Origin of the sequence: Vibrio sp. 10N.286.55.E10 (genome assembly GCF_002872555.1) — a bacterium.
In the GTDB taxonomy this organism is placed as follows: Bacteria; Pseudomonadota; Gammaproteobacteria; order Enterobacterales; family Vibrionaceae; genus Vibrio; species Vibrio crassostreae.
The window spans coordinates 227881-251203 of sequence record NZ_MCSD01000060.1 but is presented as its reverse complement, the minus strand read 5'-3'; the positions used below and the strand labels follow the sequence as shown (position 1 = coordinate 251203).

The 23323-nt window shown below is 45.3% G+C and carries 23 protein-coding genes and 1 other annotated feature; of the genes, 15 read left to right on the top strand and 8 right to left on the bottom strand.

Annotated elements, in window-relative coordinates; genetic code table 11:
* The first annotated feature begins 10 nt into the window (after positions 1-10).
* On the top strand, positions 11-493 hold the full coding sequence (locus BCV39_RS22230; RefSeq protein ID WP_017629620.1) for an RNA methyltransferase: 483 nt from the start codon (positions 11-13) through the stop codon (positions 491-493).
* 225 nt (positions 494-718) lie between these two features.
* Here the strand turns inward: BCV39_RS22230 and rluB are convergent, their stop codons facing one another.
* The 3 genes from rluB to BCV39_RS22215 form a co-directional block, all read right to left on the bottom strand.
* A complete protein-coding gene (rluB, locus tag BCV39_RS22225; protein WP_017055112.1) occupies positions 719-1753 on the bottom strand; it encodes a 23S rRNA pseudouridine(2605) synthase RluB in 1035 nt (344 codons plus the stop codon).
* A 159-nt stretch (positions 1754-1912) separates the two neighbouring features.
* Positions 1913-2533, bottom strand: coding sequence for an L-threonylcarbamoyladenylate synthase (locus BCV39_RS22220; RefSeq protein ID WP_009848751.1), 621 nt, complete (start codon positions 2531-2533; stop codon positions 1913-1915).
* 62 nt (positions 2534-2595) lie between these two features.
* The gene (locus BCV39_RS22215) at positions 2596-3450 is read right to left on the bottom strand and encodes a PHP domain-containing protein (protein ID WP_048659601.1); all 855 of its coding nucleotides are present in this window, start codon (positions 3448-3450) and stop codon (positions 2596-2598) included.
* Positions 3451-3570: 120 nt separating this feature from the next.
* Here BCV39_RS22215 and BCV39_RS22210 point away from each other — a divergent pair, with 120 nt between their 5' ends.
* From BCV39_RS22210 to trpA, 7 genes are all read left to right on the top strand, one after another.
* Positions 3571-3696: a trp operon leader peptide gene (locus tag BCV39_RS22210; RefSeq protein WP_009848753.1), complete on the top strand. Its 126-nt coding sequence runs from the start codon at positions 3571-3573 to the stop codon at positions 3694-3696.
* Positions 3643-3757: a sequence feature (Trp leader region), on the top strand. It overlaps the preceding gene by 54 nt.
* A 125-nt stretch (positions 3758-3882) precedes the next feature.
* A complete protein-coding gene (locus tag BCV39_RS22205; protein WP_102432894.1) occupies positions 3883-5472 on the top strand; it encodes an anthranilate synthase component 1 in 1590 nt (529 codons plus the stop codon).
* Between the two features lie 2 nt (positions 5473-5474).
* Positions 5475-6083 (top strand): aminodeoxychorismate/anthranilate synthase component II, encoded by a 609-nt coding sequence (locus tag BCV39_RS22200; RefSeq protein ID WP_048659603.1) that lies wholly within the window; start codon positions 5475-5477, stop codon positions 6081-6083.
* Between the two features lie 9 nt (positions 6084-6092).
* Positions 6093-7088: an anthranilate phosphoribosyltransferase gene (gene trpD, locus BCV39_RS22195; RefSeq protein ID WP_102432895.1), complete on the top strand. Its 996-nt coding sequence runs from the start codon at positions 6093-6095 to the stop codon at positions 7086-7088.
* Positions 7089-7113: 25 nt separating this feature from the next.
* Positions 7114-8565, top strand: coding sequence for a bifunctional indole-3-glycerol-phosphate synthase TrpC/phosphoribosylanthranilate isomerase TrpF (gene trpCF, locus BCV39_RS22190; RefSeq protein ID WP_102432896.1), 1452 nt, complete (start codon positions 7114-7116; stop codon positions 8563-8565).
* Between the two features lie 115 nt (positions 8566-8680).
* A complete protein-coding gene (trpB, locus tag BCV39_RS22185) occupies positions 8681-9871 on the top strand; it encodes a tryptophan synthase subunit beta (RefSeq protein ID WP_102432897.1) in 1191 nt (396 codons plus the stop codon).
* Complete coding sequence (trpA, locus tag BCV39_RS22180) at positions 9871-10677, top strand: tryptophan synthase subunit alpha (RefSeq protein WP_076654685.1); 807 nt, start codon at positions 9871-9873, stop codon at positions 10675-10677. The genes trpB and trpA overlap by 1 nt, the downstream gene beginning before the upstream one ends.
* Before the next feature lie 84 nt (positions 10678-10761).
* On the opposite strand, the gene BCV39_RS22175 is transcribed toward trpA, so the two are convergent.
* Together BCV39_RS22175 and BCV39_RS22170 are read right to left on the bottom strand one after the other, a co-directional pair.
* Positions 10762-11559: a slipin family protein gene (locus BCV39_RS22175; protein WP_048664711.1), complete on the bottom strand. Its 798-nt coding sequence runs from the start codon at positions 11557-11559 to the stop codon at positions 10762-10764.
* Positions 11560-11641: 82 nt separating this feature from the next.
* Positions 11642-13048: a nodulation protein NfeD gene (locus tag BCV39_RS22170; RefSeq protein WP_102432898.1), complete on the bottom strand. Its 1407-nt coding sequence runs from the start codon at positions 13046-13048 to the stop codon at positions 11642-11644.
* 410 nt (positions 13049-13458) lie between these two features.
* Between BCV39_RS22170 and BCV39_RS22165 the strand changes: the two genes are divergently transcribed.
* Entirely contained in the window at positions 13459-14778 is a 1320-nt protein-coding gene (locus tag BCV39_RS22165; protein ID WP_346762970.1) for a dicarboxylate/amino acid:cation symporter, read from the top strand.
* A 120-nt stretch (positions 14779-14898) separates the two neighbouring features.
* On the opposite strand, the gene BCV39_RS22160 is transcribed toward BCV39_RS22165, so the two are convergent.
* Both BCV39_RS22160 and hisC read right to left on the bottom strand, forming a co-directional pair.
* Entirely contained in the window at positions 14899-15672 is a 774-nt protein-coding gene (locus BCV39_RS22160) for an ABC transporter substrate-binding protein (protein ID WP_048669311.1), read from the bottom strand.
* A 10-nt stretch (positions 15673-15682) separates the two neighbouring features.
* Positions 15683-16825, bottom strand: a complete 1143-nt coding sequence (gene hisC / locus BCV39_RS22155) for a histidinol-phosphate transaminase (RefSeq protein ID WP_102432900.1) — start codon at positions 16823-16825, stop codon at positions 15683-15685.
* A gap of 181 nt (positions 16826-17006) precedes the next feature.
* Here hisC and BCV39_RS22150 point away from each other — a divergent pair, with 181 nt between their 5' ends.
* The 6 genes from BCV39_RS22150 (at position 17007) to BCV39_RS22125 (ending at position 20702) form a co-directional block, all read left to right on the top strand.
* Complete coding sequence (locus BCV39_RS22150; RefSeq protein ID WP_102432901.1) at positions 17007-17894, top strand: LysR substrate-binding domain-containing protein; 888 nt, start codon at positions 17007-17009, stop codon at positions 17892-17894.
* 287 nt (positions 17895-18181) lie between these two features.
* The gene (locus BCV39_RS22145; protein ID WP_017069991.1) at positions 18182-18430 is read left to right on the top strand and encodes a hypothetical protein; all 249 of its coding nucleotides are present in this window, start codon (positions 18182-18184) and stop codon (positions 18428-18430) included.
* Between the two features lie 133 nt (positions 18431-18563).
* Positions 18564-19148: a septation protein A gene (locus BCV39_RS22140; protein WP_048659613.1), complete on the top strand. Its 585-nt coding sequence runs from the start codon at positions 18564-18566 to the stop codon at positions 19146-19148.
* Positions 19149-19415: 267 nt separating this feature from the next.
* Entirely contained in the window at positions 19416-19814 is a 399-nt protein-coding gene (gene yciA / locus BCV39_RS22135) for an acyl-CoA thioester hydrolase YciA (protein ID WP_009846426.1), read from the top strand.
* A gap of 194 nt (positions 19815-20008) precedes the next feature.
* The gene (locus BCV39_RS22130; protein ID WP_017063533.1) at positions 20009-20305 is read left to right on the top strand and encodes a YciI family protein; all 297 of its coding nucleotides are present in this window, start codon (positions 20009-20011) and stop codon (positions 20303-20305) included.
* 1 nt (position 20306) lies between these two features.
* Positions 20307-20702 (top strand): GspS/AspS pilotin family protein, encoded by a 396-nt coding sequence (locus BCV39_RS22125; RefSeq protein WP_048659614.1) that lies wholly within the window; start codon positions 20307-20309, stop codon positions 20700-20702.
* 101 nt (positions 20703-20803) lie between these two features.
* Here the strand turns inward: BCV39_RS22125 and metE are convergent, their stop codons facing one another.
* Positions 20804-23167, bottom strand: coding sequence for a 5-methyltetrahydropteroyltriglutamate--homocysteine S-methyltransferase (gene metE, locus BCV39_RS22120; protein ID WP_102432902.1), 2364 nt, complete (start codon positions 23165-23167; stop codon positions 20804-20806).
* Positions 23168-23323: the final 156 nt, after the last annotated feature.

Sequence of the window (23323 nt, the reverse complement as noted above, 5' to 3'; positions counted from 1 at the left end):
TTCACTGATTATGACCAAAGCAAAAACGGACACACAATCGAAAGGCTATGCCTGCATTGGCCTAGTTAACCCAAAGACGCCGGAAAACGTAGGCTCTGTAATGCGAGCGGCTGGCTGCTATGGCGCCAACTCTGTGTTTTACACGGGCACACGCTACGACCACGCGCGAAAATTCCATACCGACACCAAAGAGAAGCACCTAGCGTTGCCTCTAATTGGTGTTGAAGATCTGAAAGACATTATTCCTGTAGGCTGCGTACCTGTAGCTGTTGATCTGATTGAAGGTGCTAAGCCGCTACCTGATTACAAGCACCCACCACGCGCGTTTTACATTTTTGGCCCTGAAGACGGCACGCTAAAGAAAGAGATCACAGACTTCTGTCGTGAGACGATTTACGTTCCGACCAACGGCTGTATGAATCTAGCAGCATCAGTGAATGTTGTGCTTTACGACCGACTGGCGAAAGGCGATAACTTCTCGAATCATAAGTAGAAGAGATACGAGATACGAGATACGAGATACGAGATACGAGCAGATTATAGATGCGAAAAGCTCGCTTACTGTCGTTTATGGCAGCATGTTTTCGATACTCGATTACTCGCATCTCGCATCTCGCATCTTCTATTTGTTCAGACGTAAAAAAACCTGCTCAATGAGCAGGTTTTTTAGTATTCAGTGCTTTCAGCTAATGAAGCTTACGCGTAAGAACTTACGTAATTACTGACGTGTTCTTGGCTTAGCTGGTTTAGCCGGACGACCGTTGTTCAGTTTAGGCTTACTTTTGTTAGCCTGAGGTTTGCCTTTGTTTGCAGCTGGAGCGCTACGACCTGAATCAGGTGTTGTTGTACCGCGAGTTGCAGGCTTCTTGCGTTTAGTTTGGTTACTGCGGCCTTTTGGTGCGTTAGCACGCTCTTCGTGACGCTTAACAGCACGACGAATTTTTTGGCTACGAGAACGCTCACGCTTACGAGAAGTGTTTGAAGGATCAAGATCCAATAAAGTCTCTTTCTCTGGCTTAAGCTCAACAAGTTCACGCAAGTAGTTAACTTCTTGAAGATCTAGCTCTTTCCAACCACCACGAGGCAGTTTCTTATCAAGGTAGATATCACCGTAACGTACACGTTTCAGGCGGCTTACTGTTGTTTCTTGAGATTCCCAAAGACGACGAACCTCACGGTTACGACCTTCGTTAATCGCTACGTAGAAAGTATGGTTCATACCTTCACCACCAGCGTAAACCACATCTTCAAAACGAGCCATGCCGTCTTCTAGTTGTACGCCACGAGTAACGTTTTTAACTTTTTGCTCAGTCACTTCACCGAATACACGTACTAGGTACTCACGCTCAACCTGACGGCTTGGGTGCATTAGACGGTTTGCAAGCTCACCATCAGTAGTGAAAAGCAAAAGACCCGATGTGTTTGCATCAAGACGACCAACTGAAATCCAACGAGAACCACGGATCTTAGGTAGACGATCGAAAACAGTGCGGCGGCCTTCAGGATCGTGACGAGTACAAAGCTCACCTTCAGGTTTGTAGTAAGCAAGTACACGACAAACCACTTCTTCAGAAGCCTTGCCTGAAACAGTATGGCCATCGATACGGATCACTGAGTTCTCGTCTTCAAGACGCTCACCCAGTTTCGCAACTTGACCGTTAACACTTACACGACCAGATTTGATTAAACCTTCTAGTTCACGACGAGAACCGTGACCAGCTCGCGCTAAAACCTTCTGTAATTTTTCGCTCATTTACTCTTTTCTACCTAATTGTCGTCTTCACAGACGTCGAATGAATTTTTCGCGACCAAATCGCGGTCGCGTATTATCGCAAATAACCTGCCAAAAAGCACTTGTTATTTACTGTGGCAGGTTTGCTGTATCGTTACAGACTGTTAATCAGTAAAGCTATTATTCAAACGGCGCAGGATCGCCCGCACCACGACGCAGAACTACGGCATCATCGTCACTGAAGTCAATAACCGTCGTCGGTTGCTCACCTAAGTAACCGCCATTCAAAATGACGTCAACTGCATGCTCTAGGCTGTCACGAATTTCTTCTGGATCCGACTCAGTCGTCTCGTTACCCGGAAGAATCAGAGACGTCGACATCAGTGGTTCGCCCATCGCTTCCAACAGGTCGAGTGCAATCTTGTTGTCTGGGACACGAATACCAATCGTTTTACGCTTGGCGTTCATCAAACGCTTTGGCACTTCTTTGGTTGCTTTAAAGATAAACGTGTAAGCACCTGGCGTGTGTGCTTTCAGTAGACGGAAAGCCACGTTATCGACGCGTGCATACAGTGATAATTCAGAAAGATCACGGCATAACAACGTGAAGTTGTGCTTGTCATCGATACGACGAATTTTACAGATACGTTCAAGTGCTTGTTTGTTTTCAAGCTGACAGCCCAGCGCATAACCGGAATCTGTTGGATAAACCACTACGCCGCCATTGCGAATAATCGCAACCGCTTGAGTAATTAAGCGTGCTTGTGGGTTATCTGGGTGTACATAAAAAAACTGGCTCATTGTTGATCCTCGTTATCGAATCTCTCGACTCTATCATCAGAAGGAGCTGGTTCACCTAAAGACTATTCAGATGGTGAAACCGTTTGAAACTCCCAATCTTTCCATACTTCTTCGACCCCAGAAGGTAGCCAGAGATTACGTCCAAGTTCCATCCACGGAGATGGGTAATGGAAATCACTGCCTTGGGAGGCTAATAGTTTGTATTGTATAGCATAATCCGCGAGTGTGCGTCTTTCTTGTTGCGCTTGCTGAGGTTGAGCGACTTCCATCGCATCCCCTTTCGCTTCAACAAATGCAGCTAGCAAGCGCTTAACCCACTTGGCTGTAAGGCCATATCGCCCGGGGTGAGCGAGTACGGCTTGACCACCAGCAGCATGAATGGCCGTGACAGCATCACTCATTGAGCACCACGTCGGCGGCACATAACCTGGGTTATTGCGAGTAAGAAACTTTTTAAACACCTGCTGCATGGTTTTTGCGTAGCCGTTGTCGACTAACCACTTAGCAAAGTGAGCGCGAGTAATAGGCGCATCACCCGCAATCAATTTAACTTCTTCTAGCACCCCTTCACGAGTCGCTTTCTCAAGACGTTGAGCAATCATCTCTGCGCGTCCAATACGGTGTTGCTTCTGTTGTTCAATGAGCGCTTTGAGTTCTGGTGACTCAGGATCAACGTTTAACCCAACAATATGGATATCTTTGTTTTGCCAAACAGTCGAAATCTCAATGCCGTTGATCAACTGAATCGGAAGGTTGTTATCAGCAATATAGCTGCGTGCTTCAGCAAGCCCATCAGTCGTATCATGATCTGTAATCGCTAGCGCTTCGATGTTAAAGCCAAGCGCTCGGTCAATTAGCTCAGGTGGAGTAAGTCGGCCATCTGAGGCTGTTGTATGACTATGTAGATCAATTCTCATATATTCTTTTTCATTGTTTTCAATTTTTATCGTTATATTTGTGTCAACACACTTGACCCGCAAGCGGAAAACTAGTTAACTAGTACACAAATACGAAGTATCACATTTGATAGGTTCACCATGTTACAAGAATTTAACCAAAACCATAAAGATAAAGTTTTAGAACTTTCTTCAGTAGAAGCAAGTTCAGAGCTTAATTGGTGGCGCACTTGGACAAGTTCTTGGTGGGCTAACGTGTACTTCTAGTTAAACAGTTTGTTTATAAAAAAGTTATCACTAAGCCCGCTTTCATAGCGGGCTTTTTAATTTGTCGAACATCTCACATTCAACTGACTAACAAATCATCGAATTGACCATATTCTAGATTGGGTGAAAGGTATCTTTATGCGACTATGTACGGCAGGAAATTTAAAGAATCATAAAGGAGGTCTTGTGAACAAGGCCATTGAAATCAAAAAGCTGGGAACCATTGAGGTCATCAATTCATCAGTTCCTTACTCGCAAGATCCAACCAGCGTTTTCCATACTCTGTGTGAAAACAAAACAGACAGTTTGCTGTTGGAATCGGCTGAGATTGAATCTAAACAGAACCTGACAAGCCTACTCCTTATCGACTCTGCTGTTCGCATCGTATGTCGCGGACATGAAGTAACCTTTCAAGCATTGACTGAAAACGGTCAAGCGCTAATTGAACACCTTACTCAAAACGTTAAAACAGAAATTAAATCTGACCTGACTGATAACGTTTTGACGCTGACTTTTGTCGAGCCAAGCAATGAATTAGATGAAGACTCACGTTTAAGAGAAGCCTCTTCATTCGACGCACTGCGTTTAGTTCAGCACAGCTTTGAGCAAGACGCGGATAATAAACACGCGTTATTCATGGCGGGCTTATTCGCTTACGACATCGTGGCAAACTTTGAACCACTCGGAGATGCTGAAGCAACCAACAATTGTCCTGACTTTGTATTCTACGTTGCGGAAACACTGTTGCGTTTCGACCACCAAGAGAACGAAGGCCTACTTCATGCGAGCTTGTTCGCTCAAGATGAAAGCATCAAAGCGCAATTAACTGAGCGCTTAGCCGATATTCAAACTCAGTGTCAGTCACTAAAAGCCATCACAGAAGTAACGCCGCTAGACAATGTTGAAGCGGTACCAAGCGTTTCAGATGAAGACTTCTGCCAAACGGTTCGTGATTTAAAAGAATACGTAGTTAAAGGCGATGTGTTCCAAGTGGTACCTTCACGCCGCTTTACTCTACCTTGCCCTGCTCCATTGGCAGCTTATAAAGAACTGAAACAAAGTAACCCAAGCCCTTACATGTTCTACATGCAAGACGAGCTATTTACTCTGTTTGGTGCATCTCCAGAAAGTGCGCTTAAGTACGAGACCGAAACCAACCAAATCGAGATCTACCCAATTGCTGGTACTCGCCGTCGTGGTAAGCGCCCAAATGGCCAAATCGATTTCGACCTAGACAGCCGTATCGAACTTGAATTGCGTACCGACAAGAAAGAAAACGCCGAGCACATGATGCTAGTAGACCTAGCGCGTAACGATGTTGCACGTATTGCAGAAGCAGGCACACGCCACGTGGCAGACTTGCTGAAGGTTGATCGCTACAGCCATGTGATGCACTTAGTTTCTCGTGTGGTTGGTCAACTACGTGAAGACTTAGACGCACTGCACGCTTACCAAGCTTGTATGAACATGGGCACACTAACGGGCGCACCAAAAATCCGCGCAATGCAGCTTATTCGTGACGTAGAAAAAACACGTCGTGGTAGCTATGGCGGTGCAGTCGGTTATCTAACCGGTGAAGGAACTCTGGATACTTGTATCGTAATTCGCTCTGCTTACGTTGAAGATGGCGTGGCACAAGTACAAGCTGGCGCTGGTGTGGTGTTCGACTCAGACCCACAAGCAGAAGCCGATGAAACTCGCGGCAAAGCACAAGCAGTCATCTCAGCGATTCAAGCTGCACATACTAAAACCATTTCTAACAAGAAGGAGTCGTAATCATGGCTGATATTGTATTCATCGATAACTTCGACTCGTTCACTTACAACCTGGTAGACCAGTTTCGTTCATTAGGTCACAACGTAAAGATTTACCGTAACAACATTCCGGCAAAGGTTGTTGAAGCGGCGATCAACGAACTAGACAACCCGGTTGCACTGCTTTCACCAGGCCCCGGCGCTCCAGCTGATGCGGGCTGCATGCCAGAGCTGATTCAGCTGCTAAAAGGTAAAGTACCAATGATTGGTATTTGCTTAGGCCACCAAGCGATTGTTGAAGCCTACGGCGGCACCGTTGCAGGCGCTGGCGAAATCATTCATGGTAAGGTGTCGCTGATGGAACACCAAAATCATGCGACTTACCAAGGCTTACCTTCTCCACTGGCTATCGCTCGCTACCACTCTTTGGTAGCAACGCATGTATCTGACAGCCTAACCGTGACAGCTGAAGTTGATGACTTGGTGATGTCTGTGGTTCAAGAACAAGACAAGGTTTGTGGATTCCAATTCCACCCTGAATCAATCATGACGACCTACGGTGCAACGCTTCTTGCGAACGCTATCGAATGGGCTCTTGAGAAACCTCTTCGTCTCGAAAAGACTGGAAAATAGGAAACGATCATGGAACAGATTAATAAACTTTACGAACAGCAGTCTCTTACTCAAGAAGAAAGCCAACAATTGTTTGATGTGATCATCAAGGGTGAACTTGACCCAATCTTGATGGCTTCTGCGCTGACTGCACTAAAAATCAAAGGCGAAACGCCCGATGAGATCGCTGGTGCGGCGAAAGCACTGCTTGCGAATGCAAACCTGTTCCCTCGCCCTGATTACGATTTCGCAGACATCGTAGGTACAGGTGGCGACGGTCACAACACCATTAATATCTCAACGACTTCTGCGTTCGTTGCCGCAGCGTGTGGCTTAAAAGTCGCGAAACACGGTAACCGCAGTGTATCGAGCAAATCGGGTTCTTCTGACCTACTGGATTCATTCGGTATCAACCTAGCGATGACAGCAGAAGACACACGTACGGCTGTTGATGAACTTGGCGTAGCATTCCTATTTGCTCCGCAGTATCACGTCGGTGTACGTCACGCGATGCCTGTTCGTCAAACAATGAAAACACGCACTATCTTCAACATCCTTGGTCCACTGATTAACCCTGCTCGCCCTAACATCGAGCTAATGGGTGTTTACAGTAAAGAGCTGGTGCGCCCTATCGCTGAAACCATGCTGCAAATGGGCATGAAGCGTGCAGCGGTTGTTCACGGTAGCGGCCTAGATGAAGTGGCGATTCATGGCGAGACCATGGTTGCTGAAATTAAAGATGGTGAGATTCACGAGTACACAGTGACTCCAGCTGACTTTGGTTTGAACACTCACCCTCTTAAAGCTATCAAGGGCGGCGAGCCAGAAGAGAACAAAGCCATCACAACCGATATCCTGACGGGTAAAGGCACTGAAGCCCAAGTTGGCGCAGTAGCGGTGAACGTTGCTCTATTGATGCGTCTATTTGGTCACGAAGACCTAAAAGCCAACGCGCAACAAGCCATTGATGCGATGAACTCTGGCAAAGCATACGAGCTTGTACAAAAGCTTGCTGCGCACGCCTAACGAACGACGAGTTGAGACAAAGAACATGACACAGACTACCGATAAACTGTCGACCCACGTTTCAGTCAAAGAAGCTGAAATGGCGGAAGTACTAGCAAAAATCGTTCGTGATAAATACCAATGGGTTGAAGCGCGTAAGCAAACTCAACCATTGGACGAGTTTAAAGCAGCGTTAACCGCAACAGAACGCAGCTTTTATGATGCACTGAGCGGCGAACAGACGGTTTTCATTACTGAATGTAAGAAAGCCTCTCCGTCAAAAGGTTTGATCCGTGACGAGTTTGACCTGGACTACATTGCATCGGTTTACAACAACCACGCTAATGCGATTTCAGTTCTGACCGACGAGAAATACTTCCAAGGTGACTTTGAGTTTTTACCTAAGGTTCGCAGCATTGCTAAGCAACCAATCCTGTGTAAAGACTTCATGGTTGATACCTACCAAGTTTACTTAGCTCGTCACTATTCAGCTGATGCTATCTTGTTGATGCTATCGGTATTAGATGATGAAGAGTACAAAGCACTTGCTGAGGTTGCTCACTCACTCAACATGGGTGTGCTTACTGAAGTCAGCAATGAAGAAGAGCTTCACCGCGCTGTGGCTCTAAACGCTAAGGTGATCGGCATTAACAACCGTAACCTACGTGACCTGTCGACGGATTTGAACCGTACCAAAGAGTTGGCTCCACTGATTCGCGAGCTGGCTCCAAATGCCATCGTGATTTCAGAGTCTGGTATCTACACCCACCAACAAGTGCGTGACCTTTCAACATTTGCAGATGGCTTCCTAATCGGCAGCTCTCTTATGGCTGAAAAGAACCTTGAACTGGCCGTTCGTAAAGTAACGCTGGGCGAAAACAAGGTGTGTGGTTTAACTCACTCTGACGATGCTGCAAAAGCGTATCAAGCGGGTGCGGTATTCGGTGGTCTGATTTTCGTTGAAGCGTCTAAGCGTCATGTGGATATCGAAGCGGCTCGTTTGACGATGAGCGGTGCACCGCTGAACTACGTGGGTGTGTTCCAAAACCACAGCGTGGCAGATGTGGCTAACACGGTTTCTGAGCTCGGTTTGTTTGCTGTACAACTGCACGGTGATGAGTCTCAAGCGTATGTCGATGAGCTAAAACAATCACTGCCTGAAGGCGTTGAGATTTGGAAAGCTTACGGTGTGGCTTCGGGTGCTGAAAACGGCGCTGGGAGCGCGTTACCAGAATTACTGGAAAGCAACGTGACTCGTCACCTGCTAGATACTAAAGTGGGTTCGCAAACGGGTGGTACAGGCCAAGCGTTCGATTGGAGCCTGATCAACAACCAAAGCGCAATCATGTTGGCTGGTGGTCTAAACCCAGAAAATGCTAACCAAGCCGCTAAGTTGGGCTGCTTAGGATTAGACCTAAACTCTGGTGTTGAATCCGCTCCTGGTAAAAAAGACGCAGACAAACTGCAACGTGCTTTTGCAGCGATTCGTAATTACTAGTCTGGCTTTAAACGCAGAAACTAAAACATATTTGTGAGCTTTGCCTGAGCGAGGCTCAAACAAGACTAAACGACTTGGTGTGAAGACACGCCAATAGAATTGAAGGAATAAAATAATGGCTAAACTCGATGCCTACTTCGGTGAATACGGTGGTCAATACGTACCGCAGATCCTAGTGCCAGCACTAGACCAACTTGAACAAGCATTTATCGATGCACAAGCCGATCCTGAGTTCCGCAGTGAATTCATGACGCTTCTTCAAGAGTACGCGGGTCGTCCTACGGCACTAACGCTGACTCGCAACCTAACGAAAGGTACAAAAACTAAACTGTACCTTAAGCGTGAAGACCTACTTCACGGTGGCGCACACAAGACGAACCAAGTACTGGGTCAAGCGCTTCTTGCTAAACGTATGGGTAAACAAGAAATCATCGCTGAAACTGGCGCTGGTCAACACGGTGTTGCGACGGCGCTAGCATGTGCTCTATTGGGGCTTAAGTGTCGCGTTTACATGGGTGCTAAAGACGTTGAACGTCAAAGCCCGAACGTGTTCCGTATGAAGCTAATGGGCGCAGAGGTTATCCCTGTTCATTCTGGTTCTTCTACGCTAAAAGATGCGTGTAACGAAGCGCTACGTGACTGGTCTGCAACTTATGAAGACGCGCACTACCTACTGGGTACTGCAGCGGGTCCTCACCCATTCCCAACGATTGTTCGTGATTTCCAGCGCATGATTGGTGAAGAAACGAAGAACCAAATTCTAGCTCGTGAAGGTCGCCTTCCTGATGCAGTTATTGCTTGTGTCGGCGGTGGTTCTAACGCTATCGGTATGTTCGCGGATTTCATTGAAGAAGAATCTGTACGCCTAATAGGTGTAGAGCCTGCTGGTAAAGGTATTGATACCGACCAACACGGCGCGCCGCTTAAGCACGGTAAAACCGGTATCTTCTTTGGTATGAAAGCACCACTGATGCAAGATGAGAACGGCCAAGTAGAAGAGTCTTACTCTGTATCTGCGGGTCTAGATTTCCCATCAGTTGGTCCTCAACACGCTCACCTGAACGCAATTGGCCGTGCTGAATACGAAAACGTAACCGATGACGAAGCGCTAGAAGCGTTCCAATCTATCGCACGTAACGAAGGTATCCTTGCAGCGCTAGAGTCATCTCATGCTTTAGCTCATGCAATCAAAATGGCTCATGACGAACCAGAAAAAGAGCAACTATTAGTTGTTAACTTGTCTGGCCGTGGTGACAAAGACATTTTCTCTGTACACGACATCCTTAAAGAGAAAGGAGCATTATAATGGATCGCTATCAATCACTATTCACTCGCTTAGCTGAAAAGAATCAAGGTGCATTTGTACCATTCGTAACGGTTGGCGATCCTAACCCTGAACAGTCTCTTAAGATCATGGAAACTTTGGTTGAAGCAGGTGCTGATGCGCTTGAACTTGGTATCCCATTCTCTGATCCACTGGCTGATGGCCCAACAATCCAAGGTGCGAACATTCGTGCGTTAGATTCTAAAGTAACGCCTGATGTATGTTTTGACCTTATTGGCCAAATCCGCGCGAAATACCCAGAGCTACCAATCGGCCTACTGATGTACGCGAACTTGGTCTACGCACGTGGTATTGAGAACTTCTACGAGCGTTGTGCAAATGCGGGTATCGACTCGGTACTGATTGCAGACGTACCAACCAATGAAAGTGATGAGTTTGTTGCTGCAGCGAAGAAGTTTGGCGTTCACCCAATCTTTATTGCTCCACCAACAGCGAGCGATGAAACGCTTCAGTCAGTATCTGAGCTTGGTGGTGGTTACACTTACCTGCTTTCTCGTGCTGGCGTAACGGGTGCAGAAACTAAAGCAAACATGCCAGTAACTGCTCTACTTGATCGTTTGAACAAGTTCGATGCGCCACCAGCACTGCTTGGTTTCGGTATCTCTGCTCCTGAGCAAGTAAAAGAAGCGATTCAAGCTGGCGCTGCCGGTGCTATCTCAGGCTCAGCGGTTGTAAAAATCATTGAGAACAACGTTGAACAGCCAGAAGCAATGCTTAAAGCATTGGCTGAGTTTGTAACGCCAATGAAAGCTGCAACACAGAAGTAATCTTTAGCATTCGCTAAACACGACTGTAGATTCTAAAAGGCACCACAGATGTGGTGCCTTTTTTATTGTTGTCAGAAAAACTCACTAATCATCAACTTTCATCGCCTTCTTAATCGCAGCCTCATTGAGTGTCGCTTTAATGGGATCAGTGATTTTATCCACTAAGTCGACAGGCATTGGGAATACGATGGTCGTGGTGCGTTCATTCGCGACCTCGGTTAATGTCTGCATATAACGTAACTGAATGGCGTTAGGCGCTTTGTTCAGCACTTCTGCGGCTTCTCTTAGCTTAGTGGATGCCTCTAGCTCACCTGTTGCATGTATCACCTTAGCTCGACGAGAACGCTCTGCCTCTGCTTGTTTCGCAAGAGCTCGCACCATACTGTCATCAAGATCAACATGCTTAATCTCGACATTGGCAATCTTAATCCCCCAGTTATCGGTGTGCTGATCAAGAATTGATTGTAAATCTCTGTTGAGCTCTTCTCGCTCAGACAACAGCTCATCCAATTCATGCTGACCTAGAACAGACCGCAACGTGGTTTGTGAGAGTTGGCTAGTGGCTTCGAGATAGTTCTCCACGTTGTTGATTGCCATCTTAGGATCAAGCACTCGGAAATAGACCACAGCGTTAACCTTAACCGACACATTATCTCTGGTGATCAAATCTTGTGTTGGTACATCTAAAACGATGGTTCGCAAGTCGACTCGCACGATTTGTTGAATGAAGGGAATGATGATAATTAACCCTGGCCCTTTCACACCGTAAAAGCGCCCTAAGAAGAACACTACTGCACGCTCGTACTCGCGCAGAACTCTGAACATACTAGCTATCAACAAGATAACAAGCACGATAACAATACCTATAGTGTGTATAAACATAACCGCCCCCTAATGGTAACGATGGTTAAGCAATAAATAATTCAATCAAGTTTGTCCTAGCATTCCGCGCTAACAGCCCGTGCTAACCAGACTTCGATGGTGTCTCATCGGGCAGCGCTTCAACATCCAAAGAAAGCCCGGTGAGCTTGGTGACTCTGATACTCTGTCCTGCTTTCAGTTCATTGACGCATTTAGCTTGCCAGATTTCACCTTCAACCAGCACTCGACCCGAGCCAGGAAAACCGCTTACAACTTTACCCGTCTCGCCAACCACCGCTTCCATCCCAGTCGTCACTGGCTTATTTCTGACTCGGACTAGCATTGATATTGTTACGACAATAAACGCTACAGAGAACAAACTGATTCCGATAATTAACGGCAATGCGATTTGGTAACCCGGTACTTCAGTGTCCATCAGCATGATTGAGCCCAATGTAAATGCAGCAACGCCACCCAAACCGAAAATACCAAAGCTCGGACTAAAGGCTTCCGCAACCATTAAAGCTATACCCAACAAGATCAAAGCAAGACCCGCGTAACTCACAGGCAGCATTTGTAACGAGTACATCGCCAATAACAGACAGATACCGCCCAATACACCTGGTAAGCCGACCCCTGGGTTATAAAACTCCAGCAACAAACCATAGATACCGATGAGCATGAGGATGTAAGCGACATTTGGATTCGTAATCACCGAAAGCAAACTAAAGCGCCAGTCTTGTTCTCGCTCGACAAAAGCAACATCACTAAGTTGGACTTCCTGACTGACCCCGTTGATGGTGATGATACGCCCGTTACTCAGTTCAACCAATTGCTGAAGGTCGCTGGCAATAAAATCGATCACGTTAAGTGTAAGTGCATTCTCTGAATCCAAGCTCGCCGCTTCTCTTACCGCCTTTTCTGCCCACTCTTCATTTCGATTATGCAGCTTGGCCAAACTGACAATATAGGCAGCAGCATCATTGATGACTTTCTTCTCCATTGCCGTCGTCGCTTTTACTTGATCTGACTTGTCTTGTTTTGTTTCGGCTTGCTCATTCGCTGAAGTGTTGTCGTCTTTATTGGTATCGTCTTGAGGCGATAAAGGATTAGTCGGCGCTTTGCCACCGCCAAGAGACACTGGCGTAGCTGCACCCAAATTGGTTCCGGGCGCCATGGAAGCGATGTGGCTGGCAAGTAAAATATAGGTCCCCGCACTCGCCGCTCTTGAACCCGCAGGCCCAACCCAAGTAGCGACTGGAATCGGTGAGGTGGTGATGGATCGAATAATGTCGCGCATCGATGAATCTAACCCGCCGGGCGTGTTCATTTTCAAAATGATGAGCTTGGCTTGCTCATCGTGAGCTTGTTCTATTTCTCTAGTGAGGTAATCACTGGTCGCGGGACCTATACCTCCGTTCACCTCGATCACCCAAACATCATCGGCCTGAACGTATGTAGAGCTGAATAACAGAAGAAACGCAAACAAGTACTTTAATATAAAAGTCATAGCCCCACTCCTTACAACTGAGATGCTAGATAGACGTTTTATTTAAAGCGTAGAGGTAACATCTTGGTAATAAATAGATACCTTAAGCATAGTTCAGGCTTAGTTTCGCACAACAAGCTTTATCATTTTCAGTCAGATTAGCCTGTATAGAAAAAACACTGAAATATGGATTAAATGTTAACAAATGTAAGTGTGCGGCGCAGACCACAATCCATTCACAAAGCGATCAAGAAAAACACTTTTATAAATCTCATAAATAACCGAACCACGAAAAACCAAAGCAAACGTTTGCTCTGGTATAAAAAAACGCCAAATGAGATCGGAACACCTCTTTTTAAAGGACTTTCACCTCAGCTCATATTGATAAATGTAAAGGATACGTGTAAAACTCGTCGCGAAATATTAATCCAATGGTACATCGTACATTGGTGAGTAGTTCTGGGATTTTTATATTTAGTAGCACAGAGGTTATGGAAGTGTTAAAAGAAAAGAGTTTACTAAGCAACATCGGCGTTCAAGTCGTTATTGCAATGATCGTCGGTACCGCAGTCGGTGCGATGATGGGTGACAGCGCGACAATGTTCGCTCCACTGGGCGCGATCTTCATCAATTTGATCAAGATGCTGGTAATTCCACTAGTCGCAGTTGCACTAATTTCAGGTGCTGCAGGCCTAGGTAACAGCTCATCTGCTGGTAAAGTGGGTGTAACAACACTGGGTTACTTCGCACTAACGTCTGCACTTGCTGTAGCGCTAGCGCTTGTAATGGGTGAAGTGTTCGAACCCGGTCGTGGTATCGATGTTTCTGGCGTTGAAGGTATGTTCTCTTCAGAATACGCTGCGAAAGGCGAACTTCCAACGTTCTGGGCAACCATCACTGGCATGATCCCTACCAACGTTTTCCAATCACTGAATGAAGCAAACATTCTGCAAATTCTCGTTTTCTGCTTATTCTTTGGTATTGCGATTTCTAAACAAGCAAAAGAGAAACGTGACCCTATCATCAACGGTGTAAATGCTATCGTTGACGCTATGGTTTGGATGATCAACAAAGTTATGATCATTGCACCACTTGGCGTATTCGGCCTAATGGCAGAAGCAGTTGGTACATTCGGTTTTGGCGCACTTATGGTTGTGTTCAAACTGTTCGTTGTTTACATCGCTGCGATCCTGATCTTCGGTTTTGTTGCTTACCCACTGATGATTCAGATCTTCACTAAGACTTCAGCTAAGAAGTTCCTAGTGGCAATGAAGAAGCCTCAAGCGGTTGCACTATCAACAGCCTCTTCAATGGCGACACTGCCAGTAACAATGGAAACGGTAGAGAAAGAACTTGGCGTTCGTAACTCTACGGCTTCATTCGTTCTACCACTTGGGGCTACGATCAACATGTCTGGTAATGCAATTTACTACGGCCTAGTTGCTATCTTCTTTGCACAGCTGTTCAACATCGACCTGTCTATGGGTGCTTACGTTGCTATCATCGTAACCTCTACGCTAGGCGCAGTTGGTCAAGCAGGTGTTCCAGGTCCTTCTTTCCTAGTGGTTGCCGTTCTTCTAGCAGCTGGTATCCCTATCGAAGGTCTACCTCTGTTGTTCGCTCTAGACCGTATCTTCGATATGATCCGCACTGCTCTGAACATCACTGGTGATGCAGCATGTGCAGTAATCGTTGATTCTCTAATTAAAGACGAAGCGAAAGAAGCTGAGCTACAAAAACAGCAAGCGTAATCAATAAACGCTAAGTTGGTAGTGATTGAATTGATACCACCAGCTTAAACTAAAAATCCGAGAGCCTCACAGCCCTCGGATTTTTTGTTTTTGGTGATTTAACTTTAGGCGTTACGCGAACTACAAATCAGCGCCATAAATATCAAATGTGAAGTACTTAGAAGCAATCTTATCGTAAGTACCGTTTGCTCTGATCTCTTCAATCGCGGCATTGAATTGTTTCGCCAGTTTTGAATCCTGTTTTCTTAGTGCTAAAGCCGTACCTTCACCAATGTAGGCTTTGTCAGTTACTGCTTTGCCTTTAAATTCAAAATCCTCACCTTCTTTCTTGTCTAAGAAAGCCAATGACAATTGATCTGAGTTGCCGAAGGTGAGATCTAGACGGCCATTTTGCAGATCCAGATACACTTCATCTTGCCCGGTATAACGTTTAATGTTTGCCACATCACCAAACTTATCTGTTACGTAGCGATCGTGAATCGTGCCTTGTTGAACACCGATGGTTTTGCCCGCTAAGCCGGCCTCATCGACGCTGAATTCCGCGCTTTTAGCAGCAACAAATACGGCTGGTGTTTGGTAGTACTTATCGGTAAACAAGATCTTACGCTTGCGCTCTTCAGTGATACGCATTGAAGCCATAATCACATCTGACTTTCTTGCCAATAAACTTGGAATCAACGAGTCCCAACTTTGTGAAACCCAAGTACAATCGAGTTTGGCTTGCTCACACAAGGCATCAGCTATCTCAATATCAAACCCGACAGGCACACCATCACTATTTTTGTAGTTGAATGGCGGATACGTAAAGTCTGACGCCAAACGGATTTCTTTCGCCTGTACCGTTGTACCAAGTAAAGCGGCCGCACAAGCGAGTCCTAGTATTATCTTTTTCATCATTGCCATCCTAGATATGATCTTTATCGAGTTGAGATTGAGTTTCTTTATGTTGAGGTTGTTGAATTTGTCTGCCTTGTTGATTCTTTTCTAATTCGGTTTGGTAGCGTGTTAGTGACGTTATCACTTCTAGCATGCTCTCTTGGCTACCAATACTGATTCGAACACAGTTACGCAAAGCAGGTTCATGGTTTTGATTCCTTGTCACAATGCCATCCTTCGCCAATACACCGAACACTTGATGCCCAGGTTTTTGACGCAGCAAAATAAAGTTCGTCGATGAAGGGTAAACAGACCCGATGAAATCAAACTGCGTTAACTCACAAGCAAACCAGTTGCGTAGTTCGACCAGCTTTTGTGTAGCACCTTGCATCACTGAGACTCGTTCATCAGACAAAGCGTCTAGCACGATTTGCGATGAGCAATCTGGCATTGGATACGGTGGAATTAATTTAGCGACATACTGCATCACATTTTGACTCGCTAAGATAAAGCCACAGCGCACCGCAGCAAGTCCAAACGCCTTAGATAAAGTGCGAATCACAACCAAGTGCGGATAACGCTCAATAAGGCTAACGGCTGACGTTTGTGGTTCAAATTCGATATACGCTTCATCAACCACCACTAGAGATTTCCCGATAGTCCCTTCCAGTACCTGAATCAAATCCGATCTGGGAATCACATTACCCGTTGGATTGTTTGGTGAACAAAGGAAAACGATATTGACCAACTCAGCTTTATTCAGAATGTCAGCAACATCTAAGCTGAAATCTTCCTGCAAAGGAGAGTCGAGCGTTTCAATCGCTAATGCATCAGCGCAAAACTCATACATGGCATACGTTGGTGAACAAATCAGGATATTGTCACTCGCGGGCTTACAGAATGTTCTGATCAGTAAGTCAATCGCTTCATCAGCGCCACGAACAGCAACAGTTGCAGCGTCAGTTCCGCAATACGCTTGGTAAGCCTTGGCAATATCTTGTGGTAAAAAGTCTGGGTAACGATTATGGCTGGCTTCTCCTTGAAACAGCGAGCTTTCCAATTCGTTCGCGTTTAGCCATACACGTCCATCACCACCAATTCTTCTTGCCGATTGATAAGGTATTAATTTTTTTACAGCCTGAGGCACTAAGCTATCAATAAAAGATGTCAAGAAGCTATCCCTTTCACAAAATCACAATGTCTTCACCACTGCCTTCATATTCAAAAAATGTGAACTATGCACATATTGAATCACAAATGATGACTAAGTATTTACATTCAAACAGAACACTATTGATAAATGAATCGAAATAATCACATAATAGCCATGATAAAAAGTCATAGGTAAAGATATGAATAGCACACTTCCTTCAACCAAAACCTTGCTCGCATTTTTATCGACGGCAAGGCACCTTAACTTTACGCGCGCGGCACATGAGCTCAATGTCACGCAAGGTGCAGTGAGTCGTCAGGTACTCTCGTTTGAAGAAAGCCTTGGCTGCGACCTCTTCTATCGCCATGCTCGAGGATTGTCTTTAACGCCGAAAGGAGAAGAGCTGGTTCCCTTGATACAAGGAACGATTCATCAACTGCAATCGGCTCTGAATCAAGTGGCTAGCTCTCCCTCTAAGATCAAACTCAATGCTCCGAGTTGTATTACCTCTTGGCTCTTACCCAAGTTGATGTCATTTCAACAGGCCTATCCTGATATTGATGTCGAGCTCACTTCGACCATCAAGCACGTTTTTGAGCCAAGCTTTGATCCCTTCGATGCGGTGATTACTTATGGCAAGAAACCAAGCCAACACTCAATTGTTAGCCAACTACTGTTCAACGAGCAACTAGCTCCTGTCTGCCAAACACAGAGTATTGTTCCAAGTCACCTGATAGATAGCACTTCAACTTTCATCAAGCCACACAAGCTTGCTCAGTACACTTGGTTGCACGCTAACAATGAGCAGAGTGACTGGCGACTATGGTTAGAGCACATAGGAAGCCATGACCTTTCAAGCAAGAACAACCAACAATTCGCGACACTCGACCAAGCGATGAATGCCGCGATTCAGGGCTTTGGTATAGCAATCGGTGACATCACGCTTGCTAAGCAAGATATTGATTTGGGCAGATTGGTGAAAGTGAGTGAAGGCAGTGTCTTCTCTGGAAATGGTTACTTCCTATTACAACCCAAGAACCGTCAGAATGCCTCGCTATCAACCTTAGTCGATTGGCTAGTCGATTAACGGTTATCAAATTGCCAATTCAGGAGCCTTAAAGCTTCAGTAGATCGTCATAATGAGAATTTTACCATTCTCAAAATAAAACTATTTTTCGTCAGCTCCGTATTGGTGTTTAGAGAATAGAACTTACGTTCCTTTAACTAATTGAAAAGAAATTCAATTCTATTTGGTAGGAAAGTGGTTCTGTTCAATTGGAAAAAATGGCATTCGAATTGCTTTGTCATAGATAACCCAACCAATATACAGCAGGTTGCATCATTTGAACTGCAGCTTGTCACGGAGGATAGGCTATGACCTTACAAAGACATACGTATTACGGCTTAATTCACCATGGAATTAAAACCTTATTAATGGACAGAATTGGCCACTTCACAGAACGTGAATATCATGAGTATCTCGACTTAACGACCGGTAAATCGACATGTTTTGCCATGAGTGAACAAGAACTCGAAAACACCTTAGACAGTTTGAAAAGCGAAGGTTATCTTGAAGACATCAAGAAGCTGATACCTCGCTACCAAACCTCGTCAATGCGATAACCGGTCTAAACTCGTTAAACACGATGAAGGGTTAGATGGAATTAAATGGCACCCAATTGTCTCGGGCTATTTAGCATCGAGACAGTTTTCGTTAGACTGTCTGCAACTCAACTAACTGGATAGTCAGTGTCTCATGAAGCAAATCCTTGATTTCATTCCTCTCATTATTTTCTTTGCGCTGTATAAGATGTATGACATCTATACAGCGACTGGTGCTTTGATCGTTGCATCTGCAGTTCAAATTGTTTTGACGTATTTCATCTACAAGAAAGTAGAAAAAATGCAGATCATCACGTTTCTGATGGTTGCCGTATTTGGCGGCATGACCATCTTCTTGCACGACGACAACTTCATTAAGTGGAAAGTGACCATCGTTTACGCGCTGTTTGCTATCGGCCTGACAGTCAGTCACATCATGGGCAAGTCAGCTATTAAAGGAATGTTGGGCAAAGAGATTTCACTTCCTGAATCAGTGTGGGCCAAGATCAACTGGGCATGGACTCTGTTCTTTACTCTATGCGCTATTCTCAACGTTTACGTTGCTTTCAACCTACCGTTGGATGTTTGGGTGAACTTCAAGGTGTTTGGCTTACTCATCGCTACCCTGCTCTTCACCTTACTGACGGGTGTATATATTTATAAGCATTTACCAAAAGATCAGCACCTACAAAAAGACCAACAGCAAGAACTAACAGACAAAAATACCGACGAGAAGTAACCCTAAGGGATGAGTCCTCATTCCCTTTTTGATACAATTCTTATCAATATGCTATTTAACAGTGGCCAATGATACTCGTGATCATTGGCCACTGGCTTTTTTGTGTTGCAGAAACTGGTCAAAATAAAGCCTATTATTTACTGACAATCTCACTAAATTAGCGGCAATCTGGTTTCTTGTTGTTCAATGCACTCATTTGCCAATGTGCTTAACCAGTCAACACATCTGTTTTTATTTAAGATAATCAATACCATCAAGAGTACAACAATGACTATTCAATCAACTTTGAACCCGATTGGTTCTTTACTTCTTCGCACATTAGCGATGCCTTCTGATACAAATGCAGCAGGCCAGATTTTCGGTGGTTGGATAATGTCTCAGCTCGACCTAGCTGGCGGTATCTTGGCGAAAGAGATCTCTAACGGCAAAATAGTCACAGTTTCAGTATCAAGTATCGAGTTCAAACAACCAGTCTCTGTGGGTGATGTGGTATGTGTTTATGGTGATTGCACTAAGATTGGTCGCAGCTCGATGAATATCGACCTAGAAGTATGGGTTAAGCCGGTACTTGACCACGGCATCGGTGACCGTTACAAGGTTTGTGGCGCGACATTCAACTACGTCGCGGTTGATGAAAGTGGTAAGCCTCGCTCTATCAATAAATAGGACTTTTCACTCCGTCGTTTACGTAAATGGTCTTTAGTTCGAGTCAATGAAATAGCTAAAGACCATAGCGCTCTCTCGCACCAATTCACAATTTCTTATCATTAGCTCTTCCAATACCAATTAGTTCGCGTAAATTAGCAAGATAGCGAATTTAAACGCCCCAATTTAGTGAAGTAAAATAAGGATATCTCAATATGTGGTACGTGATTTTTTCTCAAGACGTCGAAAATTCATTAGAAAAGCGCCTAAGTGTTCGCCCACAACATCTAGAACGCCTACAAACACTTCACGATGAAGGCCGACTGTTAACAGCAGGCCCAATGCCAGCCATTGACTCAGATAACCCTGGTGAAGCTGGCTTCACAGGTTCGACTGTGATTGCTGAGTTTAATTCTTTAGAAGATGCACAGACATGGGCAGACGCAGACCCGTACATCGCTGCTGGTGTCTACCAAAATGTTATTGTTAAACCATTCAAGAAAGTATTTTAACGTGAAAAAATGGATTATTGGCTCACTGACTTTAGCTCTGCTCGCAGGCTGTTCATCAAGTGAGCATGACGAACAAAGACAGCTAGAGATGATGGCGCAGCACCGTGCTGGCGTTTTATCTGCTGGCCTGCCGATTGAGTACGGCCCGCTGTCGGTCATGCGCGTATTAGCAAAAAACACGGTTATCGAAATCATGATGATCTACAACCAAGATGCAAAAGGTGCTAAGCCTTTAAACCAAGTTGTAGACATGAGTGTGAATAGCTACTGCACTAACTCAGAAGTAAGAGCAAACCTTGACATGGGCTTGGCTTACAACATCAAGATTCGTAACACACGCGGACAATTGATGGTTGAGAAGCTGATCAGCAAAAATACCTGTCAGAGCAGCAGTTAGATTCGAGATTTAAACAAGCATAAAACCAGAAGGCCTAGCATTTGCGAGGCCTTTTTTGTGGTTCATCGTGGATTAGCGGGTCAATCAAATCTTAGGCCGAACTATGCCTCAGCTGATTCCCACTCTTTACGCAGTGTCTTCGTCGCCGATACAAGGTTGGCCAAGGCGGCTTCTGTCTCAGCCCAGTTACGCGTCTTCAGTCCGCAGTCAGGGTTTGCCCATAAACGTTCAACCGGAATTCTCTTTGCCGCTTTCTTAAGTAAATCAATAATCCACTCTTCTGAAGGGATGTTTGGCGAGTGAATATCGTAAACACCCGGGCCTATCGCATTCGGATAGTTAAACTCTTCAAACGCTTTCAATAGTTCCATATTTGAACGAGAGGTTTCAATGGTAATCACATCGGCGTCTAATGCGGCCACTGAATCAATGATTTCGTTGAACTCGCTGTAGCACATGTGAGTATGAATTTGCGTCTCTGGTTTAGCACTCGCGGCCGAGATCTTAAAGGCATCGACGGCCCATTCTAAATATTCTGCGTGGTCACGTTTTTTCAATGGTAAACCTTCACGAATCGCTGGTTCATCAATCTGAATAATATTGATTCCTGCATCTTGTAGGTCAGACACTTCATCACGCAGCGCAAATGCCAATTGATTAGTGATCTCTTTGCGTGAGATGTCTTCACGTGGGAACGTCCAGCACAAGATAGTGACAGGGCCAGTTAACATCCCTTTCATTTGTTTAGAAGTTAGAGATTGGGCATAGGTAGACCACTCCACCGTCATCGGTTTCTCACGCTCGATATCCGCGACTACAATAGCTGGTTTCACGCAGCGAGAACCGTAGCTTTGCACCCAACCAAATTTAGTGGTTTGAAAGCCCGCTAGATTTTCTGCAAAGTACTCCACCATATCGTTACGTTCCGCTTCACCATGAACCAACACATCCAAATCTAGCGCTTCTTGGCGTTTCACCGCATCCGCAATATGGCCTTTCAATGCGGTTGTGTATTCCGCTTCACTCAGTTTGCCGGTTCGGTAAGCACTACGCTGAATTCGGATCTCCCCTGTTTGTGGGAACGAACCAATGGTTGTGGTTGGCAATAGTGGTAAACCCAGCACCTCAGACTGATGAACCGCACGTTCTGCATAAGGAGCACTACGCTCTGCTAATGCTTTGGTAATCGTGCTAAGACGAGCCTGTACTTGAGGCTTGTTCACATGAGTCGAGCTCTTACGTGCAACAATAGGTTGGCTATAAGTCTCACACGCTAATATGGCATTTTGATCGCCGTCAAGCGCAGCACCCAATAAGCTAACTTCCGTGACTTTCTGTTTCGCGAAAGCAAACCAGCTTTTCACTTCATCGCTAAGTGAATCTTCTAACTCTAAGTCAACTGGGCTGTGCAGCAGCGAACATGAACTTGCGACCCAAAGCTTATCGTCTAACTTCTCTTTCACTGGTTGCAGTTTCGCTAGCTGAGTAGCCAAGTCTGCTCGCCAAACATTGCGCCCGTTGATGACACCTGCAGACAGCACCCACTCTTCAGGTAGTTTACTCACGACTTCATCGAGTTGTTGTGGCGCAGCAGCCAAATCGATGTGTAAACCATTGACGGGCAGTTCTATGATTTTATCTAACGTGTCAGTCACCGAATCAAAGTAAGTGGTAAGCAGCAGTTTTACATCGCCTTGAATCACTTGATAAGCCAACTTGAATGAATCAGCCCAACGTTTTTCAAGTTCCAGAGAAAGGATAGGCTCATCGATTTGCACCCACTCAACACCTAACTTGGAAAGTTTAGCCAAAATCGCTTGGTAGGCAGTAAGCAGGCGTGGAAGCAAGCTTAGGCGATCAAAGCCCTCTTCCACTTCTTTGCCTAGGTACAAGTAAGACAGCGGGCCAAGAAGGACTGGCTTAACCTTATGCCCAGCTTGAATAGCTTCATTCACTTCATCAAACAGTTGCGGCCAGCTCACGTCAAACGAATCATCTTTACTGAATTCGGGCACAATGTAGTGGTAGTTAGTGTTGAACCACTTGGTCATGTCAGATGCAGCTGCACCGTCTTGAGCACTTTCTGAACCATGTTTCCCGCCACAACAAGTTGGCTGCTTTTGAGATTGTATTTGAGTTTGTGATTGCCCGCGACCAACACGGAACAAGGTATCTAAGTCTGGGAAGGCTTTCTCTTCTTCAGAGCCACCAGCGTGACGCTTTGGCACATGACCCAAAAGCAAAGTCGTTGTTAACACATGGTCGTACCATGCGAAGTCACCCGCAGTTGCAAAGCTTAGATTCGCGTCGGCTTGTACATTCCAGTTACGATTTCTCAGTTCGCTGCCGAGCTGCTTAAGCTCTGACTGGCCAATCTCGCCGCGCCAGTACTTCTCTAATGTAAATTTCAGTTCGCGTTTTTCACCGATGCGTGGGTAGCCAAGAATATGCGTTGTCGTAGTCATGAGCCTGTTCCTTATTCAATAATTGTTAGTATCTTTTCAGACCACCTATTGAAGATTACGCTTTATCAAAAAGGCGTCTGGATGGCTAAACTATCCACCCAATCTGAATAATGAACAACGTCCAAATATTCATCTTGTTTATTAAAAATATTCATC

What these genes read in the sequence shown, in the direction of transcription:
- BCV39_RS22230 (WP_017629620.1), top strand. Translation starts at nt 11, where the DNA reads ATGACCAAAGCAAAAACGGACACACAATCGAAAGGCTATGCCTGCATT.
- rluB (WP_017055112.1), bottom strand. Translation starts at nt 1,753, where the DNA reads ATGAGCGAAAAATTACAGAAGGTTTTAGCGCGAGCTGGTCACGGTTCT.
- BCV39_RS22220 (WP_009848751.1), bottom strand. Translation starts at nt 2,533, where the DNA reads ATGAGCCAGTTTTTTTATGTACACCCAGATAACCCACAAGCACGCTTA.
- BCV39_RS22215 (WP_048659601.1), bottom strand. Translation starts at nt 3,450, where the DNA reads ATGAGAATTGATCTACATAGTCATACAACAGCCTCAGATGGCCGACTT.
- BCV39_RS22210 (WP_009848753.1), top strand. Translation starts at nt 3,571, where the DNA reads ATGTTACAAGAATTTAACCAAAACCATAAAGATAAAGTTTTAGAACTT.
- BCV39_RS22200 (WP_048659603.1), top strand. Translation starts at nt 5,475, where the DNA reads ATGGCTGATATTGTATTCATCGATAACTTCGACTCGTTCACTTACAAC.
- trpD (WP_102432895.1), top strand. Translation starts at nt 6,093, where the DNA reads ATGGAACAGATTAATAAACTTTACGAACAGCAGTCTCTTACTCAAGAA.
- trpCF (WP_102432896.1), top strand. Translation starts at nt 7,114, where the DNA reads ATGACACAGACTACCGATAAACTGTCGACCCACGTTTCAGTCAAAGAA.
- trpB (WP_102432897.1), top strand. Translation starts at nt 8,681, where the DNA reads ATGGCTAAACTCGATGCCTACTTCGGTGAATACGGTGGTCAATACGTA.
- trpA (WP_076654685.1), top strand. Translation starts at nt 9,871, where the DNA reads ATGGATCGCTATCAATCACTATTCACTCGCTTAGCTGAAAAGAATCAA.
- BCV39_RS22175 (WP_048664711.1), bottom strand. Translation starts at nt 11,559, where the DNA reads ATGTTTATACACACTATAGGTATTGTTATCGTGCTTGTTATCTTGTTG.
- BCV39_RS22170 (WP_102432898.1), bottom strand. Translation starts at nt 13,048, where the DNA reads ATGACTTTTATATTAAAGTACTTGTTTGCGTTTCTTCTGTTATTCAGC.
- BCV39_RS22165 (WP_346762970.1), top strand. Translation starts at nt 13,459, where the DNA reads ATGGTACATCGTACATTGGTGAGTAGTTCTGGGATTTTTATATTTAGT.
- BCV39_RS22160 (WP_048669311.1), bottom strand. Translation starts at nt 15,672, where the DNA reads ATGAAAAAGATAATACTAGGACTCGCTTGTGCGGCCGCTTTACTTGGT.
- BCV39_RS22150 (WP_102432901.1), top strand. Translation starts at nt 17,007, where the DNA reads ATGAATAGCACACTTCCTTCAACCAAAACCTTGCTCGCATTTTTATCG.
- BCV39_RS22145 (WP_017069991.1), top strand. Translation starts at nt 18,182, where the DNA reads ATGACCTTACAAAGACATACGTATTACGGCTTAATTCACCATGGAATT.
- BCV39_RS22140 (WP_048659613.1), top strand. Translation starts at nt 18,564, where the DNA reads ATGAAGCAAATCCTTGATTTCATTCCTCTCATTATTTTCTTTGCGCTG.
- yciA (WP_009846426.1), top strand. Translation starts at nt 19,416, where the DNA reads ATGACTATTCAATCAACTTTGAACCCGATTGGTTCTTTACTTCTTCGC.
- BCV39_RS22130 (WP_017063533.1), top strand. Translation starts at nt 20,009, where the DNA reads ATGTGGTACGTGATTTTTTCTCAAGACGTCGAAAATTCATTAGAAAAG.
- metE (WP_102432902.1), bottom strand. Translation starts at nt 23,167, where the DNA reads ATGACTACGACAACGCATATTCTTGGCTACCCACGCATCGGTGAAAAA.